This is a genomic window from Stenotrophomonas sp., assembly GCF_036662295.1.
Taxonomy (GTDB): domain Bacteria; phylum Pseudomonadota; class Gammaproteobacteria; order Xanthomonadales; family Xanthomonadaceae; genus Stenotrophomonas.
The window spans coordinates 13,934-32,135 of sequence record NZ_JAVWXA010000002.1 but is presented as its reverse complement, the minus strand read 5'-3'; the positions used below and the strand labels follow the sequence as shown (position 1 = coordinate 32,135).

Annotated in this window: 18 protein-coding genes; 10 read left to right on the top strand and 8 right to left on the bottom strand. The window is 70.8% G+C overall.

Annotated features, from left to right (window positions below; translation table 11 throughout):
* The first annotated feature begins 101 nt into the window (after positions 1-101).
* From RSA25_RS00695 to RSA25_RS00685, 3 genes are all read left to right on the top strand, one after another.
* Positions 102-845 (top strand): N-acetylmuramoyl-L-alanine amidase, encoded by a 744-nt coding sequence (locus RSA25_RS00695; protein WP_332807000.1) that lies wholly within the window; start codon positions 102-104, stop codon positions 843-845.
* Positions 846-966: 121 nt separating this feature from the next.
* The gene (locus RSA25_RS00690; RefSeq protein ID WP_332806999.1) at positions 967-2,127 is read left to right on the top strand and encodes an MltA domain-containing protein; all 1,161 of its coding nucleotides are present in this window, start codon (positions 967-969) and stop codon (positions 2,125-2,127) included.
* 120 nt (positions 2,128-2,247) lie between these two features.
* Positions 2,248-3,153, top strand: a complete 906-nt coding sequence (locus RSA25_RS00685) for an NAD(P)/FAD-dependent oxidoreductase (protein WP_332806998.1) — start codon at positions 2,248-2,250, stop codon at positions 3,151-3,153.
* A 39-nt stretch (positions 3,154-3,192) separates the two neighbouring features.
* Here the strand turns inward: RSA25_RS00685 and RSA25_RS00680 are convergent, their stop codons facing one another.
* Positions 3,193-4,662: a serine hydrolase domain-containing protein gene (locus RSA25_RS00680; protein WP_332806997.1), complete on the bottom strand. Its 1,470-nt coding sequence runs from the start codon at positions 4,660-4,662 to the stop codon at positions 3,193-3,195.
* 162 nt (positions 4,663-4,824) lie between these two features.
* Here RSA25_RS00680 and RSA25_RS00675 point away from each other — a divergent pair, with 162 nt between their 5' ends.
* On the top strand, positions 4,825-5,247 hold the full coding sequence (locus RSA25_RS00675; RefSeq protein WP_332806996.1) for a hypothetical protein: 423 nt from the start codon (positions 4,825-4,827) through the stop codon (positions 5,245-5,247).
* 83 nt (positions 5,248-5,330) lie between these two features.
* Here the strand turns inward: RSA25_RS00675 and RSA25_RS00670 are convergent, their stop codons facing one another.
* The 3 genes from RSA25_RS00670 to RSA25_RS00660 all read right to left on the bottom strand — a co-directional run bounded on the left by RSA25_RS00670 (position 5,331) and on the right by RSA25_RS00660 (position 7,734).
* Positions 5,331-5,771 carry a nuclear transport factor 2 family protein gene (locus RSA25_RS00670; RefSeq protein ID WP_332806995.1) on the bottom strand — a complete coding sequence of 147 codons (441 nt, stop codon included), beginning with the start codon at positions 5,769-5,771 and terminating at the stop codon, positions 5,331-5,333.
* Positions 5,772-5,836: 65 nt separating this feature from the next.
* The gene (locus RSA25_RS00665) at positions 5,837-6,625 is read right to left on the bottom strand and encodes a type 1 glutamine amidotransferase domain-containing protein (protein WP_332806994.1); all 789 of its coding nucleotides are present in this window, start codon (positions 6,623-6,625) and stop codon (positions 5,837-5,839) included.
* 59 nt (positions 6,626-6,684) lie between these two features.
* On the bottom strand, positions 6,685-7,734 hold the full coding sequence (locus RSA25_RS00660; RefSeq protein WP_332806993.1) for a helix-turn-helix domain-containing protein: 1,050 nt from the start codon (positions 7,732-7,734) through the stop codon (positions 6,685-6,687).
* A gap of 222 nt (positions 7,735-7,956) precedes the next feature.
* On the opposite strand from RSA25_RS00660, the gene RSA25_RS00655 reads away from it, so the two are divergent.
* The 5 genes from RSA25_RS00655 to RSA25_RS00635 all read left to right on the top strand — a co-directional run bounded on the left by RSA25_RS00655 (position 7,957) and on the right by RSA25_RS00635 (position 12,368).
* Complete coding sequence (locus tag RSA25_RS00655) at positions 7,957-8,424, top strand: macro domain-containing protein (protein WP_332806992.1); 468 nt, start codon at positions 7,957-7,959, stop codon at positions 8,422-8,424.
* Between the two features lie 75 nt (positions 8,425-8,499).
* Complete coding sequence (locus RSA25_RS00650; RefSeq protein WP_332806991.1) at positions 8,500-9,573, top strand: ATP-binding protein; 1,074 nt, start codon at positions 8,500-8,502, stop codon at positions 9,571-9,573.
* Positions 9,563-11,014: a nitrogen regulation protein NR(I) gene (gene ntrC / locus RSA25_RS00645; RefSeq protein WP_332806990.1), complete on the top strand. Its 1,452-nt coding sequence runs from the start codon at positions 9,563-9,565 to the stop codon at positions 11,012-11,014. Before RSA25_RS00650 ends, ntrC begins: the two co-directional genes overlap by 11 nt.
* A gap of 92 nt (positions 11,015-11,106) precedes the next feature.
* Entirely contained in the window at positions 11,107-11,676 is a 570-nt protein-coding gene (locus RSA25_RS00640; RefSeq protein WP_332806989.1) for a superoxide dismutase family protein, read from the top strand.
* Between the two features lie 53 nt (positions 11,677-11,729).
* Positions 11,730-12,368: a superoxide dismutase family protein gene (locus RSA25_RS00635; protein ID WP_332806988.1), complete on the top strand. Its 639-nt coding sequence runs from the start codon at positions 11,730-11,732 to the stop codon at positions 12,366-12,368.
* A gap of 91 nt (positions 12,369-12,459) precedes the next feature.
* Here RSA25_RS00635 and RSA25_RS00630 read toward each other — a convergent pair whose 3' ends face one another.
* Positions 12,460-13,347, bottom strand: coding sequence for a hypothetical protein (locus tag RSA25_RS00630; protein ID WP_332806987.1), 888 nt, complete (start codon positions 13,345-13,347; stop codon positions 12,460-12,462).
* Between the two features lie 92 nt (positions 13,348-13,439).
* On the opposite strand from RSA25_RS00630, the gene RSA25_RS00625 reads away from it, so the two are divergent.
* Positions 13,440-14,735, top strand: coding sequence for an acetyl-CoA C-acetyltransferase (locus tag RSA25_RS00625; RefSeq protein WP_332806986.1), 1,296 nt, complete (start codon positions 13,440-13,442; stop codon positions 14,733-14,735).
* A gap of 196 nt (positions 14,736-14,931) precedes the next feature.
* Here RSA25_RS00625 and RSA25_RS00620 read toward each other — a convergent pair whose 3' ends face one another.
* The 3 genes from RSA25_RS00620 to RSA25_RS00610 form a co-directional block, all read right to left on the bottom strand.
* Positions 14,932-16,299 (bottom strand): heme biosynthesis HemY N-terminal domain-containing protein, encoded by a 1,368-nt coding sequence (locus tag RSA25_RS00620; protein WP_332806985.1) that lies wholly within the window; start codon positions 16,297-16,299, stop codon positions 14,932-14,934.
* Complete coding sequence (locus RSA25_RS00615) at positions 16,296-17,279, bottom strand: uroporphyrinogen-III C-methyltransferase (protein WP_332806984.1); 984 nt, start codon at positions 17,277-17,279, stop codon at positions 16,296-16,298. Before RSA25_RS00615 ends, RSA25_RS00620 begins: the two co-directional genes overlap by 4 nt.
* Before the next feature lie 108 nt (positions 17,280-17,387).
* Positions 17,388-18,164, bottom strand: coding sequence for a uroporphyrinogen-III synthase (locus RSA25_RS00610; RefSeq protein WP_332806983.1), 777 nt, complete (start codon positions 18,162-18,164; stop codon positions 17,388-17,390).
* Positions 18,165-18,202 lie beyond the last annotated feature (38 nt).

Sequence of the window (18,202 nt, the reverse complement as noted above, 5' to 3'; positions counted from 1 at the left end):
TGTGGTATTTCGCCCCGGACAGTGCGCCGGTGCGCACAGGGAAAACCGGTAGTGCCGGCCGCTGGCCGGCATCCCCGTCCCGATTCCCGCACAATGCGGGCATGCGACCAATCCGCTTCCTGCTTCCGCTGTTCGCCTGCCTGCTGCTTGCCGCCTGCGCCAGCACCGGCATCCGCAGCCCGCTCGCCACCTGGGTGGCCTCGCCGAACTACAACGCGCGCGGTGCGGTCATCATCGTGCTGCACCACACCGACCAGCACTCGGTGCAGCAGAGCCTGGACACCCTGCGCAGTGCCAACAGCGGCGGCAAGGTCAGCTCGCACTACCTCGTCGGCGCCGATGGCCACCTCTACCAGCTGGTCGGTGACGATCGCCGCGCCTGGCACGCCGGGCCCGGCCGCTGGGGTGCCATCACCGACCTCAACTCGGCCTCGATCGGCATCGAGATCGACAACGACGGCGACACCCCGTTTGCGCCGGCGCAGATCGACGCGCTGATCCGCCTGCTCGATGACCTGTGCACGCGCCTGCGCATCCCGCGCACGCAGGTGATCGGCCACGCCGACCTCGCGCCCGCGCGCAAGCAGGACCCGAGCCGGTTCTTCCCGTGGCAGCAGCTGGCCCAGGCCGGGTTTGGCGTGTGGCCCCGCGACAGCGACGGCCCGGCCCCGGCTGGCTTTGATGCGTGGCTGGCGCTGCAGGCCTTCGGCTATGCGCTGGACGATCGCGATGCGGCCGCAGGCGCCTTCCATCGCCGCTTCCGTGGTCGCGACGACCTGCCCGCCACGCTGGACGCCGAAGACGCACGCATCCTGCATTCGTTGCGGGTGCAGGCATCGCCGTGACCGCCCCACGGCCGCAGACCCGGTAGCGCCGACCGTTGCTCGGCTGCGCTTGCTCGTACCCACCGCGCGGTCTCCGCGCCAGCCGACCAACGGTCGGCTCTACCCCCCAGGACCCTCGCCCATGACAATCACCCGCTTCACCGCCGCCTGCCGACGTCCGGCGGCGCTGCTCATGGGCCTGGCCCTGCTGACCAGCTGCGCGGTGGCCCCGCAGCGCGCACAGCGCCCGGCCGCGCCCGGCGGCACCTACCTCAAGGCCAACTGGAACGCGCTGCCCGTCGTGGCCGATGCCGACCTGCAGGCCGGCTTCAGCGCGTGGCGCAACGGCTGCCCGCGCCTGAAGACCGACCCCACCTGGGCACCCACCTGCGCGGCGGCCACCACCGTCGCCGACACCCCGGGCGCCATCCGCCAGTTCCTGCAGGAACGCCTGGACGTCTATGCCCTGCGCGCGGGCGGGCATCGCGCCGACGGCCTGATCACCGGCTATTACGAACCCATCTACCCGGGCAGTCTCACCCGCACCGCCAAGGCCACCGTGCCGGTGTACGGCGTGCCCAACGACATGGTCATCGTGCAGCTGGACGGCCTCTATCCCGAGCTCAAGGGCAAGCGCCTGCGCGGCCGCGTGGCGGGCCGCGTGCTCACGCCCTACGACGATGCCGCCACGATCAGCGCACAGGGCGTCAAGGCACCGGTGCTGGCCTGGCTGACCCACCCGATGGACCTGCAGTTCCTGCAGATCCAGGGCTCCGGCCGCATCGTGCTGCCCAATGGCCAGCACCTGCGCATCGCCTACGCCGACCAGAACGGCCACCCCTACCGCCCCATCGGCCGCTGGCTGGTGGAGCAGGGCGAGCTGAAGAAGGAAGACGTCACCATGGATGCCATCCGCGCCTGGGCCGTCGCCCATCCGGCGCGCGTGCCCGAGCTGCTGGCCAGCAACCCCAGCTATGTGTTCTTCACCAAGGGCCCGGACGGCGAAGACGGCCCGCGTGGTTCGTTGAACGTGCCGCTCACCGCCGGCTACAGCGTGGCGGTGGACCGCAACGTGGTGCCCCTCGGCAGCCTGCTGTGGCTGTCCACAACGCGCCCGGACGGCAGCGCGGTGGTGCGCCCGGTCGCCGCCCAGGACACCGGCGGCGCGATTGCCGGCGAAGTGCGCGCCGACCTGTTCTGGGGCACCGGCGACGCGGCCGGCAAGCTGGCCGGGGACATGAAGCAGAAGGGCAATCTCTGGATGCTGTGGCCGAAGGGGGCCGCGTTGCCGACCGCCCCCTGACCGCGGCGGCGCACGTCCGGCGCGGCCACGCCGCCGCGCGTGAGGCCTGCTTCACGCCGCCGCCCTATGCTCGCCGTTCGCATTCCTCCCCGAATGCCTCCAGGCAAGGTGGCCGGCTGCATGAGCGCATTTCCCGAGCGGTTCGACGTCATCATCGTGGGCGGCAGCTACGCTGGCATGTCCGCGGCCCTGCAACTGGCGCGGGCCCGGCGCAGCGTGCTGGTGATCGACGCTGGCCAGCCGCGCAACCGCAACGCGCAGGTGGCCCATGGTTTCCTGGGGCGCGAGGGCATGCCGCCGGCCGACATCGCCGCGCAGTCGCGCGCCGAGCTGCTGCGCTATCCCAGCGTGGCCTGGCTCAGCGCACGTGCGGTGCAGGCCGAGGTGCTGGAGGGCGGCAGGCGCTTTGCGATCGCGTGCGACGCCGGCCAGCGGTTTACCGCCCGCCGGCTGGTCCTGGCATACGGCGTCACCGACGACCTGCCCCCCATCGACGGGCTCGCCGAGCGCTGGGGCCGGCAGGTGCTGCATTGCCCGTACTGCCATGGCTATGAGCTGCAGCAAGGCACGCTTGGCGTGGTGGGCTGCTCCGACGATGGCGGCGCCGACCAGGCCCTGCTGCTGTGCGACTGGGGCAGCGTCATCCTGTTCTGCCACGATGCCGCGCGCATCGACCCGGCGCAGAAAGCGCGGCTGGACCAGTGCGGGGTGGTCATCGAAACCACGCCGTTGCAGCGCGTGGAAGACCAGGCCACCGCCGTGCTGGCCGATGGCCGCCGCATCGTCACCGATGCGCTGTTCGTGGCCCCGGTCTCGCGCCTGGCCTGCGACCTGGCCGAGCAACTGGGCTGCGCGCTGCAGGACGCCGGCTGCATCACCGCCGACTCGGCCAAGCAGACCACGGTGGAAGGCGTCTTCGCCTGCGGCGACGCGGCCCGCATGGCCGGCAACATCGCGCTCTCGGTCGGCGAGGGCGCGCTGGCCGGCGTGGCCGTGCATCACTCGCTGGTGGGCCTGCTGGACTGAGGGCCAGCCCGATCGGCAGCGCCTGGGCGGGCGCTGCGCTCAGCGGGGCGGGTGCTCGCCCTCCAGCTCGGCCAGCGCGGCACGCGCGCTTTTGCTCGCCGGGTCGAGGGTCAACGCCGTCTGGTAGCTGCGCCTGGCCGGGTCCCGTCGCCCTGCGGCCCGGTAGGCCTCGCCCAGGCTGTCATGCGCATTGGCCGAGGCCGGATAGGCCGCCGCGCCCCATTCCAGCACGCGCACGGCCGCCTCCTTCCGGTCCGCGCGCAGGAACTTGTAACCCAGGCTGTTGAAGGCCGCCTCGCTCTGGTCGTAGTCGCGCCCACGCGCGCCCAGGCCGGTGTAGGCGCGGGCCATGGCGTCCACGCCCTGTTGATAGGCGATGGGCGTCAGCAGATCATCCAGGCTGCGCTTTGCCGGCTGCATCGGCTTGCCATTCAGCACTTCCAGCAGGTCCCGCCCCATGGCCGCCACCAGCGCGCCCTGCCAGAGGTTGTCCAGGATGATCACCGCGTCGCGGTGCGGCTCGGCGCGCAGGTAATAGCTCTGGTAGCCCGGCACGCTGCCGGTGTGGGACACCACGGGCAGCGTGCGGCCATCGGCCAGCGTCCAGGTTTCCACGTTCCAGCCAAAGCCGTACCCGGCCGCGCGCGCCTGTAGCATCGTCGCGCGCGTGTCGGCCTGCAGCAGCGAGGTGCCATACAGCGCCTGGTCGAAGCGGTAGAGATCCTCGGCGGTGGTGTAGATGCCGGCGGCCGCATAGGAGACGCTGGGGTCGATCCATTGCGGCGCCGTCCACTGCCCCTGCGGGGTGCGCGCATAGCCCTGGGCGAGGCGCTCCAGCACGGTGCCATCGCCGTACAACCCGCTGGCGGTCATGCCCGCGGGTGCGAAGATCCGCGCCTGCAGGTTGTCGGCGAGCGAGGCGCCGGTGACGCGCTCGATCACCACGCCCAGCAGGAAGAAGCCGTTGTTGTTGTAGCGCCACTGCTGGCCCGGCGCTTCGCGCAGCGTCGGCGGGATCCACTCGCGCGCGAAGTCCATCGGGGTGTACGCACGGCGCGCAGCGGTCTGCCACCACGGGTCGGTATAGCGCGCCGGCACGTCGGCCAGGCCGGAGGTATGGCTGAGCAGCTGCGCCACCGTCACCGAGGCGGCCGGCGTGTTGCCGTACAGCTCGGGAAGATACCCGCCCAGCGTTCCGTCCAGCGCAAGCGTGCCCTGCTCCACCAGCTGCATCGTCAAGGTGGCCACCAATGGCTTGGTCAGCGAGCCGATACGGAAGCGGCCATCGGTGCGATTGGGCACCGACCACTCCGCATTCGCCTTGCCATGCGCGGCGAGCAACAGCACCTTGCCTTCCCGGGCCACCAGCACGGTGCCGTTGAAGCCGCGGTGGCTGGCATAGCTGTCCACCAGCGCGCGCAGCTGTTCGGGTGTGGCGGGGGCACTGGCCGCGGCCAGGAAACTGCACAACAGCATCGCAATACCGCACACACGGGCAGCCAGGCGCATCCGTCGCTCCACTGGGCAGGGGGTGGACGCTGTTGTAGCGTTGACTACAAATGTAGTCAAGCAGGCTCGCCGCCCGATGCACCCCGTTCCCGTATTACAGTCGCGCCGGGCCCCCGGCAACGGCCGCTGACGCGCAGCCGTTGGTGTTCAAAAAGGAGCGACATGAAACTCTGGATAAGCGCGGATTCGGACTGGGACACCTACGTCGGCCGGATTCTGTCCGAGCTGGCGCCACGCGAGGATGACTTCCTCGGCAAGGACTACGGCGCCGGCGTCCAGCGCGTCGCGGTGATCCTCATGTGCCGGGAGCCCGAGCTGGCCTTCCGCCGCCGTCACCGGTTCTCCAAGGCCACGCGCCAGTACTACACCGACGTCATGCTGGACTACGCGCTGATGCGCCAGACCGACATGATCGGCCGCATGCGCCACGTCACCGACGAACTGCACCTGCAGTTGTCGGCCATGCTGGGCAAGCGGAAACTCACCGACTTCAACCACACGGCCTTCCTCGAGGATCTGCAGGCGTGGCTTGCCGCGATCGTCGCCGACTACGACGGGCATGGCTCGGGGCCGTGGCGGTACTAGCCAGGCCGATGCGGTGGCAGGGCAGAGCCGGTGGCCGATCGCCGAGGCCCTCCCCGCCACCGGTCTTCAGCCGGCGTGACGGCTCAGGAGTGGCCGGTCCACGTCTTGCTCATGATCATCCAGCGGCCGCCGGTCTTGTACAGCACCACGTAGTCCACGCCTTTCCAGCCCGGGTAATCGAGCGTCACACGCACTGCCGCCAGTTGCGGGGTGACATCGACGATCTCGTAGCTGCGTTTGCGCAGGGCTTCGTCCTGCGCGGGCTTGCCGGAAAAACCACTGGCGAAGTCTGCCCCCGTGCGTTGCAGCAGTCCCTCGCCGCGTGCGGCCGAGTAACCGATCATGACCCCGTCCTTGCGGAACACCTCGCTGACGAGAGCCGGGTCGTCGGTTTGATAGGCCCGCAGGAAGGTCTGCATGGCACGGTCCACGTCCTGGCGGTCGCGGGGGTTGGCCAGCAGCGAGCTGGGCAGCAACAGGAGCAGCGCGCCAGCGAGGGCGGCGGGATGGATCGACGTTTTCATGGTGGTCCTCGGGACGGTTGGGGTAAACGAAAGGGGGTGCGGCAGTGGCATCGACGCGTCGGGGCTCAACGCGGGGTTGCGTTGCGCAGTACCTCAAGCACGGCCTGCGCCACCGGCGCGGCGGAGGCGTAGTTCTGCCCGGTCACCACGCGGCCATCGACCTGGATGAAGGGCGCTTCGCTGTCCACCTTGTGGAAGATTCCGCCGCGTGCCTGCACGGTGCGGCCGATCAGGAACGGAAACTCCTTGAAGTAGGCGGCCGCCTGGTCTTCGTGCTGTTCGGGAAAGCCGGTGATGCGTTTGCCGGCCAGCAGTGGCTGGCCGCTGGGCAGGGTCAGGTTCACGATCCCCGCCGTGCCGTGGCAGACCGCCGAGACCACGCCATCGCGCTGGTAGACCGCCATCGCGATCGCCTGCAGTTGCCGATCCTCGGCCACCCCGTACATCGCGTTGCTGCCGCCCACGTAATAGACCGCGCGATAAGCGCCCGGGTCGATCCGTGCCGGGCTGGCGGTGGCGCGCAGGCCCTGCATGATCCGCGGGTCGTCCAGGCGCGCGCGCACGTCATCGCTGACATAGCTGTCCAGGATCGGCACGGCGCCGCCCTCGGGCGACACGAAGTCGACCGCGTAGCCGGCCGCATGGAAGACATCCCAGGCGTGGACCACCTCGCCGAAACTGATGCTGGCCGGCAGGGCGGCGCGGCCATGCACCTTGGCGCTGGCCAGGATGAACAGGATGCGCCCAGGCGCCGGGGACGCCGCCACGGGGGCCGCCGCCGCGGCGGGGCCGGCCAGCCCCAGCCCGGTGGCCAGCAGCAGCAACAGCGTGGGTAAAGCGCGGGAGATGGACATGCAGGCCTGCTCGTTGGAAGGAGCAGGCAGGCTAGGCGATTGCCTTGTAAATCAATCCACTACGATCGGTTGCCGGAGTCCGGGAATCGATTCTGGGAGCCGGTCGCCGCGGCCCGGAACGCCGCCGGGGTGATGCCTTCCACCCGCTTGAAGGCGCTGTAGAAGGTGGACATGGACTGGAACCCCGCCTCCTCGGCAACCGCCTCCATCGGCTTGGCAGGCTGCTGCTGCAACAGCTGCCTGGCTTCCACCACCCGCAGCTGGGCCAGGTACTGCTTGAAGGAGGTCTGCGCGTTGTCGTTCAACAACTGCGACAGGCGGGTCTGCGGAATGCCCAGCCGTCGCGACACCCGGGGAAGGGTCAGGCCGGGGTCCAGGTGCAGGCGCTCGCGCGTCATCAGCTCGGCCAGCGCCTGCAATTGCGGGGCGGCTTCGTCATCGGCGATGCGCCGGTCCTGGTACGGCGCCACGACCGGCTGGCCATTGCGCAGGCGCAGGCAGACCAGCGCGCTGGTGGCCAGCACGAAGGTGAACGACAGCGCGCCGACGATGTAGGAGGTGTAGCCGGCGGTGTAGTACGCCGCCCAGATCAGCCACACCCCCACCAGCGCGCCCAGCAGCAACAGCCGGGCGGGCCGGCCCGGTTGCCACGCGCGGTGGCCCAGCGCCAGCACGGTGGTGGCCAGCAGGTAGCCGAGCCAGGCCAGGTTGATGCCGGGCGTGAGCGTATGCCGCCAGAGATGCGGATGGCCGGAATAGGGCAGCAGGATGTTCACCGCGAGCACCACCAGCAGCAATGCGGCCAGGTGCCAGCGGTCCACGCGCGCAAGGGCCTGGCCGTCACCCATCGCGGCCCGCATCAGGAAGAACAGGCAGGGGCCGATCATGAAACAGGCCGTCAGTCCGATCTGCAGCGCCACCACCGGGATGTCGGGCCAGAAGTAGAACACCACCGACTTTCCAGTGCGCACCCCGACGGCAAGGATCAGCAGCGCCAGCCAGCGCTGGGTCGCCTCGCCGCGTGCCCGCCACCAGAGGAACGTGGCGATGCCGATGCCGTTGAACGCCCCCAGCATGGCAAAGAAGAAGAGCAGGTGTTGGCTCAGCATGATCGGTCCATCGACATTCCCAGCCTGTGATCCGGGGAGAGGCTGCTCGGTGTCGATCGTGAGCCCTCGGCCGCTGGCATAGTCGGGGCAGGGGGCAGGGGTGTCAATTCGCATGCGGTGCCGCGGCCGGCGCGGCGTGCGAGCGCGAGCAACGCGGCGACAGTCGCCCGTGGTGAGAACGCCTCGGGTAACAATCGGCTCCCCAACCGGGCCTCGAACCTCATGCCGATCACCTTCGAAACCGGCGACCTCTTCGCCACGTCCGGCCTTGGCGCCTATGCACATGGCTGCAACTGCGCCGGTGCCATGGGCAAGGGAATCGCGGTGGCCTTCCGGGCGCGGTGGCCCGCGATGTATGCCGCCTACCGCGGCCGGTGCAAGGCCAAGGCGTTCCAGCTGGGCGATGTCTTCGTCTGGGAGGCGTCCGATGCGGTGGTGTTCAACCTTGGCACCCAACCGCACTGGACCACCCCGGCCGAGGCATGGGCCGTACGCCAGGCCGTGGCCGACATGATCCGGCTGGCCGAGGACCGGCACATCGCCACCATTGCATTGCCGCGCATCGGCGCGGGCCTCGGTGGCCTGGAATGGGGCACGGTCCGCGCGATGCTGGAGGAACAGGCACGCACCACCGCGATTCACCTGAGGGTGTGCGAGACCTACGTGCAGGGCGTGCCATTGGCACCGTGACGCTGGCGGGTGGTGTATGTCCTTGCCGGACCGACCTGACTCAACAACCCCCCCGTTTTGCACTACATTGGTGCAATGACCCCCGCCCTCGCGCCGCCCGCCCTTGAAGTCCTCGGCACCCCGGTCGCCTGGGCCGATGCGGCTGGCCGTGTGGTGGGCTGCAACCCCGCCTTCGCCCGCTGGCTGGGCGTGAGCGTGCGGCGCGTGCTCGGCCAGCCGCTGGCCTCGCTGGAAGTGCAGGGCGAAGCGCTGGCGCACTTCCTGGCCCGCGACGAGCGCGACACCCTGCGCCTGCATCGGCTGGCGCTGGCGTTGCCGGGCGATGCGCCGCGCTTTGCCGAGGGCTGGTTGAGCCGCTGGGACGAGGGGGGCTGGTTGCTGGAGGCGCACCCGGTGGATGAGTTTCCCGGGCTGGACCCGACCCAGGCCCTGCCAAGCGCGCTCAGCGCCGCGCTCAAGGGCCTGGCCCACGAGCTGCGCAACCCGCTGGCCGGGCTGAAAGGCGCGGCCCAGTTGCTGGCCCGGCGCAACGCGCAGCGCGCCGCCGACGAACGCGACCCCGACGAGCGCGAGCTGATCGAGCTGATCGGCTCGGAGATCGAGCGCCTCAACGGCCTGCTGGAGCAGTTGCTGTCGCCCGCGCCGGCCGCCCCGCATGCTCCGCTCAACATCCATGCCTCGCTGGAGCGCGTGCTGCGCCTGGCCGAGAGCGAAGGCGGCTGGGCGGTGCGCCTGCAACGCGACTACGACCCCAGCATCCCCGAGTTCGACGGTGACGCCGACCGGCTTACCCAGGCGGTGTGGAACCTGGTGCGCAACGCGATCCAAGCCGGTGCCGGCAGCGTCACCCTGCGCACGCGGGTGGAGCACGGCGTGCGCATCGGCGACCAGCTGCACGCGTTGGCGCTGCGGCTGGAGATCGCCGACGACGGCCGTGGCGTGCCCGAGCACCTGGCCGAGCACCTGTTCCTGCCGCTGGTCAGCGGGCGCGCCGAAGGCACCGGGCTGGGCCTGGCACTGGCGCAGCAGGTGGCGCGCGAACACCGCGGCACGCTCACTTACCGCTCGCGCCCGGGGCATACCGTGTTCACCGTGCTGGTGCCGATCGGGCACGACACGCCCGCCGAGGAGGCCGCCCATGGCCGATGACACCGACCGCACCACCGCGCGCGTCTGGGTGGTCGATGACGACCGCGCGGTGCGCTTCGTGCTGTGCACGGCGCTGCGTGATGCCGGCTATCGCGTGGAGGGTTTCGACGGCACCGCCGCGGCGCTGGCCATGCTCGATACCCAACCGCCGCCGGACCTGCTGTTCACCGACGTACGCATGCCCGGCGACGATGGCCTGGTGCTGCTGGACACGCTCAAGGCCGCGCACCCGCAGCTGCCAGTGATCGTGATGTCGGCCTATACCGACGTGGCCAGCACCGCCGGTGCCTTTCGCGGCGGCGCGCAGGAGTTCCTGTCCAAGCCGTTCGACCTCGATGATGCGGTGGCACTGGCCCAGCGCGTGCTGCCCGAACCGGACGCGCTGGCCGAGGCGCCGTTGCCGCCGGCCGCCGAGCCCACCGCTGACCAGCGCCCGCAACTGGTGGGCGACACCCCGGCGATGCGCGCGCTGTTCCGCGCGATCGGGCGCCTGGCGCAGGCGCCGCTGTCGGTGCTGATCAACGGTGAAACCGGCACCGGCAAGGAACTGGTCGCGCACGCGCTTCACCACGAATCGCCGCGCATGCGCGGCCCGTTCGTGGCGCTCAATACCGCCGCCATCCCCTCCGAGCTGCTGGAAAGCGAACTGTTCGGGCACGAGGCGGGCGCGTTCACCGGTGCACAGCGCCGGCACGTGGGCCGCTTCGAACAGGCCCATGGCGGCACCCTGTTCCTGGATGAAATCGGCGACATGCCGTTGCCGCTGCAGACCCGGTTGCTGCGCGTGCTGGCCGAAGGCGAGTTCTTCCGCGTCGGCGGCCGCGAATTGATCCGCGTGGACGTGCGGGTGATCGCGGCCACCCACCAGGACCTGGAGTCGCTGGTGGCCCAAGGCCGGTTCCGCGCCGACCTGCTGCACCGGCTGGACGTGGTGCGCCTGCGCCTGCCGCCGTTGCGCGAGCGCCGCGATGACATCGCCCAGCTCACCGATACCTTCCTGGCGGCCGCCGCGCGCAAGCTCGACACGCCGCCCAAGCGGCTCACCGCCGCCGCCCTGCAGGCCCTGCGCGAGCATGACTGGCCGGGCAACGTGCGCGAGCTGGAAAACGTGTGCTGGCGGATGGCCGCGCTGGCCGCCTCGGACACCATCGGCGTGGCCGACGTGGACAGCGCGCTGCATCGCGGCGGCAGCGCCCGCGGCACGCGCGCGGCCGGCGACCCGGGCCAGTGGGAAAGCCTGCTCTCCACCTGGGCGCGCCAGCGCCTGGCCGAAGGAGCGGAAGGGCTGCACGCGCAGGTCCGCGAGCGCGTCGACCAGGCCCTGCTGGAGGCGGCGCTGCAGATCACCCACGGTCGCCGCGCCGAAGCGGCCGCCCGCCTGGGCATGGGCCGCAACACATTGACCCGCAAGCTCGGCGCCGGGCGCCGTCGCGGCGGATGAACCGCCTGTCCACACCGCGTGCGCGCGCCGTCCGCGCTGCTTTCATGGTGCGTGGACGCGCACGCCGTTAGTTTGCAACCAAGGAGTTTTCCATGCGCCGTCTTCCCATCGCTGTTGTCGCCGTGGCCACCCTGGGCCTGGCCGCCTGCGGCTCCACCCCGCCGCCGCGCCCCACCGCCCCGGCGGCGGTGCCCCTGGTGAGCACCGCGCGGATGGCCGAAGCCAACCTGTCGCCGGCCTCGGCCAGCCTGGTCAGTGGCCGGCTGGCGCTGGTGCCCGATGCGCGCGGGGTGCACATCACCGGCGTGATCGGCGGCCTGCAGCCGTTGCAGACGGCGGCGTTCCACGTGCACGAGCGCGGCGACTGCAGCGCGGTGGATGCCAGCAGTGCCGGCGCGCATTTCAATCCCACCCAGCAGCCGCATGGGCGCAACAACGGCGGCGTGCACCACCTCGGTGACATGGACAACCTGCGCGCCGATGCCCAGGGCCGGGTCAATGTCGATGTGCGCCTGCCGGCGGTTACCCTTGGCGGCGGCGCAGCCACCGATATCGCAGGACGTGCACTGGTCGTGCATGCCAACGCCGACGATTACCGCAGCCAGCCGGCCGGCAACGCCGGCGCCAGAATCGCCTGCGGCGTCATCCGGGTCACGCGCTGAGCGTGCGATCCCGCGACGTCGCTTCTTCCATCGCAACCTGCAAGGAGTTCCACATGCGTCTGATCCATACCTCGCTGTTCGTCGCCATCGCCGCGCTGGGCCTGACCGCCTGCAACAAGCCGGCCGATACCACCCCGGAGGCCACCCCGGCCGCCGACACCGCCGCCGCGACGCCGGCCGCCGATGCCACCACCCCGGACGCCCCGCCGGCGATGACCAGCGAAGCGCACGCCAACCATGGCGCCGCCGCCGAACTGGCCCCGACCAAGGACAGCACGGTCAAGGGCAACGTCACCTTCAGCGTGGTGGACGGCAAGGTGCACGTGAAGGGCGACATCAGCGGCCTGAAGCCGAATTCCGAGCACGGCTTCCACATCCATGAGAAGGGCGATTGCAGCGCGCCGGACGGCGCCAGCGCCGGCGGCCACTTCAACCCGTCCAAGGAAGACCACGGCAGCGTGGCCGCGTCGCCGCACCACGGTGGCGACATTCCCAACATCAAGGCCGATGCGCAGGGCAACGCGGTGGTCGATGCGGACGTGTCCACCAACGTCAACATCGGCAAGGGCGATGATTTCGACATCATCGGCCGTGGCCTGATCGTCCACGCCGACGCGGACGACTACAAGACCCAGCCGACCGGCAACGCCGGCGCGCGCCTGGCGTGTGCGGTGATCAAGGCCGCCCCGTAACCGACGCGGATGCAGCATGAAAAACGCCGGCACATGCCGGCGTTTTTTTGCGCTGGTAGACCCACGCCATGCGTGGCTTAACCAACCACCCTCATCGCGTCAGCAACGCCCGCGCCTCCTGCCCGGCTTCGCAATGCACGAACAGCACCGGCAGCCCGTGCGCTTCCAGCACTGCGGCCATCTGCCGCTGGCGCATCAGGTACTGCTCGTAGATGCCTTGCAGGCGATCGCAGTCGCCCTTGCCGTGGTTGTAGAACGCACACCAGCCGGCCGGATCGAACAGGGCCATACGCACTTCGCCGTCGGCGTATCGAAGCAGCGGCTCCGGCGCGGCGTCCAGCCATTGCTCGAGCTGCGGGGCCATCAGCGCCGTCTCGATCAGCGGCCACAGCGCGGCCAGGCCCTGGTTGTCGTACTGCATGGACATCATCGCGGCGAGGTCGTTCACCGTGAAGTAGCGCGCGTGCTCGATCTGCGCACCGAAGGCGTTCTGCGCCTGCAGGGCGGTATCGGCCTGGGCCATGCCCTGGGCCAGCAGCACCTCTTCCAGCGCCTCGGCCACGGCCTGGGTCTGTGCCACGTCGGTGCCGGTGAGCAGGAAGGGCACCACCCGCAGGCCGCCGCCGGCCAGGCCGGCATCGGCCTGGAAGGGCAACGGCACCTCGCCGTCGGCACCGGCGCCAAAGGCCAGCATGCGCGGGCCCTGGCTGCGGCCGGGGGCGCGCATCTGCAGTTCTTCCAGCCGGCGATGCATCGGCCAGCCGGGGCGCAGTACTTCGGCCGGGTCGAAATGCGCGCCGGCGAACACGAAGTCCAGCCCGCTGACACCGGGGACCAGTTTGGCCAGGTCGCGGCCGACGCGTTCGGCCAGCTCGCCAGCCTGTTCGGAAGACAGCGCGGCATGGCGCGGCGCGTCGCCGCCGGCCAGTTCCAATGCCATCACGCCAAGGGCATTCATGCCGGGGTCGGGTTTGCTCATGGTTTCACGGTTGGCCCATCACAGGGCGGCAGCTACACTTGCCCCCATTATGCCTGCTCCTTCGTGCAGGCCATGTTGCAGACACCCTTCCCATGCCAGGTATCTCCATGCCCAACGCCCGTCCCGTCGCCATCCTCGGTGGCGTCCGCATCCCGTTCTGCCGCCAGAACACGGCCTATTCGGACGTCGGCAACCTCGGCATGTCGGTCCGCACACTGGGGGCGCTGGTCGAGCGCTTCGGCCTGCACGGCCAGCAGCTGGGCGAAGTGGCGATGGGCGCGGTGATCAAGCATTCCAGCGACTGGAACCTCGGCCGCGAGGCCACCCTGTCCTCGGGCCTGTCCCCGCTCACCCCGGGCATCACCATGCAGCGCGCCTGCGGCACCTCGCTGGATACGCTGATCGCGGTGGCCAACAAGATCGCGCTGGGCCAGATCGAATCGGGCATCGGCGGCGGTTCGGACACCACTTCCGACGTACCGATCGTGTACGGCAAGAAGCTGCGCGCCCGCCTGCTGGCGGCCAACCGCGCCAAGTCCACCGGCGACAAGCTCAAGGCGCTTACCCGCGGCTTCAAGCTGAGCGAGCTCAAGCCCGAGTTCCCCGGCGTGGCCGAGCCGCGCACCGGCAAGAGCATGGGCGACCACTGCGAAGACATGGCCAAGGAGTGGAACATCTCCCGCGACTCGCAGGACGAGTGGGCGGTGTCCTCGCACAAGAAGCTGGCCGCCGCCTATGAGCGCGGTTTCTTCAACGACCTGATCGCCCCGTTCCGCGGCGTGGAGCGCGACAACATCCTGCGTGCGGACACCTCCCTGGAGAAGCTGGCCACGCTCAAGCCGGCCTTCGACAAGGTCTCCGGCCGCGGCACGCTCACCGCCGCCAACTCCACTCCGCTCACCGACGGTGCCTCGGCGGTGCTGCTGGCCAGCGACGACTGGGCACGGGCGCATGGCCACGCGCCGCTGGCCTACCTGCGCGATTCGCAGGTGGCCGCGGTCGATTTCGTGCATGGTGAAGGGCTGCTGATGGCGCCCACCATCGCCGTGCCGGAGATGCTCAAGCGCAACGGCCTCACCCTGCAGGACTTCGACATCTACGAGATCCACGAGGCCTTCGCCGCCCAGGTGCTGTGCACGCTGCGCGCGTGGGAGAGCGAAGACTACTGCCGCAACCGCCTCGGCCTGGACGCGCCGCTGGGCCGGATCGACCCGGCCAGGATCAACCCGCTGGGTTCCTCGCTGGCCACCGGCCATCCGTTCGCCGCCACCGGCGCGCGCGTGATCGCCACGGCCGCCAAGCAGTTGGCCGAGCGCGGCGGTGGCCGCGCGCTGGTCTCCATCTGCACCGCCGGCGGCATGGGCGTGGTGGCCATCGTCGAGCGCTGATCCGGCAGGAGACGAAAACCAGAAAGGCCGCCGAAAGGCGGCCTTTTCGTTGGGGGGTAGAGCTACCCCATGGGTGGCTGCAGAACGGCCCGAAGCCCAGGTAGAGCCACCCCATGGGTGGCTGCACAACCATCCGCAGTGCGTGGAGCCGGCCAGCGGCCGGCACTACCGGTTGGCGTGAATCAGCCGCGCGCGATCAGGGTACGCGCGGGTTGCCGAATGCGTCGCGGTCATCGCGCACCAGCGGATCGACCGGGTTCACCGGATCGACGCGATCTACCGGCCGCACCGGCTGCACCGGCAGCGGCTGCGACATCAGCGACTGTTCTTCCACCGTGGCGCGTTCGGGCACCACCGCCTGCAGCGGCGTGGCCGGGTTGGCGCGGGCCAGTGCAAGGCTGTCCTCGCCGCGCTGCTGGCGCAACGCGTTGGCAAAGCACTGCGCGGCCAGCGCCGTCTCGCCGCGATCGGCGAAGACCTCGCCCAGCGCTTCCCATGCCGCCGGGCCGGCACCGGCGGCGATCGCGCGGTGCAGGTAGTCCTCGGCCTGGCTGTGCAGACGCTGTGCACCGGCAATGCGGCCCAGCGCCAGCAGCAGCGCCGGGCTGGCCGGCTGCTGGCCCAGCCAGCGCTGCAGGTTGGCCTGGCGCGTGGCCAGCTTGTCCACCGGCATCTGCCCATACAGCGTCACCAGCGATTCGTCCCAGCGCGTGTCCAGCGCCTGCTCCAGGTTGAGCAGCGCCGGCTCGTCCCAGTCCAGCGCCACCGCGCGCAGCGCATAGGCAGACACCACGTCCGGGTCGCTGCGCAGTGCCTTGGGCGTGGCTTCCCACTGCGCGGCCAGCGCGTTGACGTCGGCCGCTTCCAGCAGCGACTGCGCGGCCAGGCGGGTTTCCAGCTCGGCCACGGCCGCATCGGGCAGCGCCTTCTGCTTGCGCAGCGCACCCAGCTGGCCGTATGCCTCATGCGCGCGTTCGGCACGGGCCAGCGCTTCGGTGCGCAGCCACAGGCCGCGCGGCGGCAGCGGCTGGATCGTCGCGGTGTCCAGCAGGTTGATCGCATCCACCGGGCGCTCCTGCTGCAGCAGGCGTTCGGCCTGCAGCAGCGCGTGCAGCGTGGCGTCTTCGCCGGACAGCCGCTGCAGGTACTGGGTAGCGGCGGCCTGGTCGTCGCGCGCCTCGGCACTGCGCACCGCGGTCACCATCGCCACCGCGCTCACTTCCTTGTCTTCGGCGGCGTTGACCAGCAGCTTCTCGGCGCGCTGCCACTGGCCCTGTTCGTGGGCCTGCAGGCCTTCGATCAGGCGCGCGCGGCCCTGCTTGCGGCGGTAGCGGCCCCAGGCCCGGAACGGCGAGGCCAGCAGGCTCCACAGCAGCCACAGCACCAGCACCCCCACCAGCACCATCAGCGCCACCTGCGGCACCGTGGAGCGGTAGTCGTTGCCGCCGTAGCGGTAGATCACTTCGCCGAACTGGCGCAGTTGTTCGGTGCCCAGGAACTGCGAGGCGATCACGCCCAGGGCCACGGCCAGCAACAACACCACCAGGGATTGGAAGGGCTTCATCGATCATCTCCATCGCGCATCGAGCGCAGTTGCTGCAGGGTGCTGCCCAGTTCGGGCAGCGCGGGCTGCAGCACGCGCATGCGCAGTTGCTGCAGTTCAGCACGACGCTCGCGCAGGGCGGGTGAATCCGGCCACAGCCGGGGCAGCCACAGCGCCACGCGATCCACTGCGTGGGTGAAGCCGGGCTGGTCGCCGCGCTCCACCGCCGCGCGCGCCAAGGTCAGTTCCAGTTGCAGGGCATCCCAGCCGGTCACCCGCTCGGCATCGGTGAGCGGGCCCTGGGTGTGGGTGGGGGTGATGGTCACGAACGGGGCCAGCACCTGGTGCCACCACGGCGTGGCCTTGCCCGTGCCGGGCACGGCATCCACCTGCTGCGGCAGGCGCTCCAGCGCCGTGGAAAACGCCGCCAGCTGGGCGGCGGTGGTCACCCGCACGCCCGGCCCCAGCGCGTCCATCGCGTTGCGCTCCTGCATCAGCGCTTGGCGCACGTTGAGGTACTCGTTGCCGGACACATCGTTCAAGGTGGACGCGGCCAGCGCATACAGCCGCCGCGCGCCGTCCACGTCGTCGGCATAGGCCAGGCGCTGGGCGGCCTGGCCCAGCAGCAGTTCGGTCTCTTCCAGCTGCAGCGCCTGCGCGCCGTGCCGGGTGCTGTCGGCCAGCTTGGCCAGGTTGTCTTCCAGCAGCGCGCTGCGCTGGCTCAGGCCCAGCATTTCATCGCGCAGCACCCGGTTGGTGGCCGCCGCGTCCTGCACGCGCTGCGAGGTCGAGCGCTGGTCCCGGCGCAGCGCTTCCACGCTGTCCACCAGGCCCTGTAACTGCAACCCGGCATCGGCCTGGCGCTGCAGCTCGCGCGCCTGTTCGGCCTGCCAGCGCGTCCAGCCCCAGGCCACGCCCGCACCGATCACCAGCACCACCGCAAGCGGGGCGATCCAGCGCAGGGAACGGGAGGCGGGCGGTGGCGAAACGGGGTCGTTCATGCAGGCATCCTTGTCGATCGCGCCGGGACATCCACGGGCTGGCGAGCGACGTGGTGCACAGCATCACCCGCCGCCCGCGCGGCCTGCAAGGCCGGCAGCGTCGCCTGTTCAGGAAGTCGCGGAAGTGATGATCGCAGCGTGTGCGGCCTGCACCAGCTGGCGTGGTAGGGGGCCCTCGGCCAGCGCCACCTGCGCAAAGCCGGCCGCCTGCGCCTGCTCGGCCAGGCGCGCGCTGGCCGCCACCACCACGGCCTGGCGCAGCGGTGCCAGCAGGTCGGCCGGCACGCCGGCCAACAGCCGCTCCAGCGCCTCGCCGCTGCTCACCGCCAGCACCCAGGGCCGCGGGCAGCGGCGCAGGCGTTGCAACGCGCGCGGCGGCAGCGCCAGCGGCACGCGCCGGTACACATCGGCGCGGATCAGCCGCGCGCCGCGCTCCACCAACGTGGTAGCGATGACGCCGCGCCCGCCTGGGGCGGTCACCAGCCCGGCGTCCAGCCCGTGCAGGTCGGCCAGCGCGGGCAGCGCCAGCAGGCCCTCGCTGTCCATCCGTGCCGGCGCCAGCACCTCCCCGGCACCGTGCGCCCGCAAGGCCGCCGCCGTGCCGGCGCCGACCGCCAGCCAGGTGCCCGGGTGCGGGCCGGCCAGCGGCTGCAGGCGCGCGGCCGCGTGCACCGCCGCCGGGCTGCTGAACAGCACCCGCGGCGCCGCCAGCGCGCGGCGCAGCTGCGCCACGGTGGCCGCGTCCTGCCGTACCTGCAACGCCCACGGCGACAGCGCCAGCACGTGCGCCCCGGCCGCCTGCGCGGCGCGGCGCAACAGCGCATGCTGGCCGCGCGGGCGCAGCGAAATCAGGGTCCAATCCGGCACATGTGCATCACGGTTCATTGCGGGCATTATGCGAGCCCTTCGCCGTAACGTTGTCG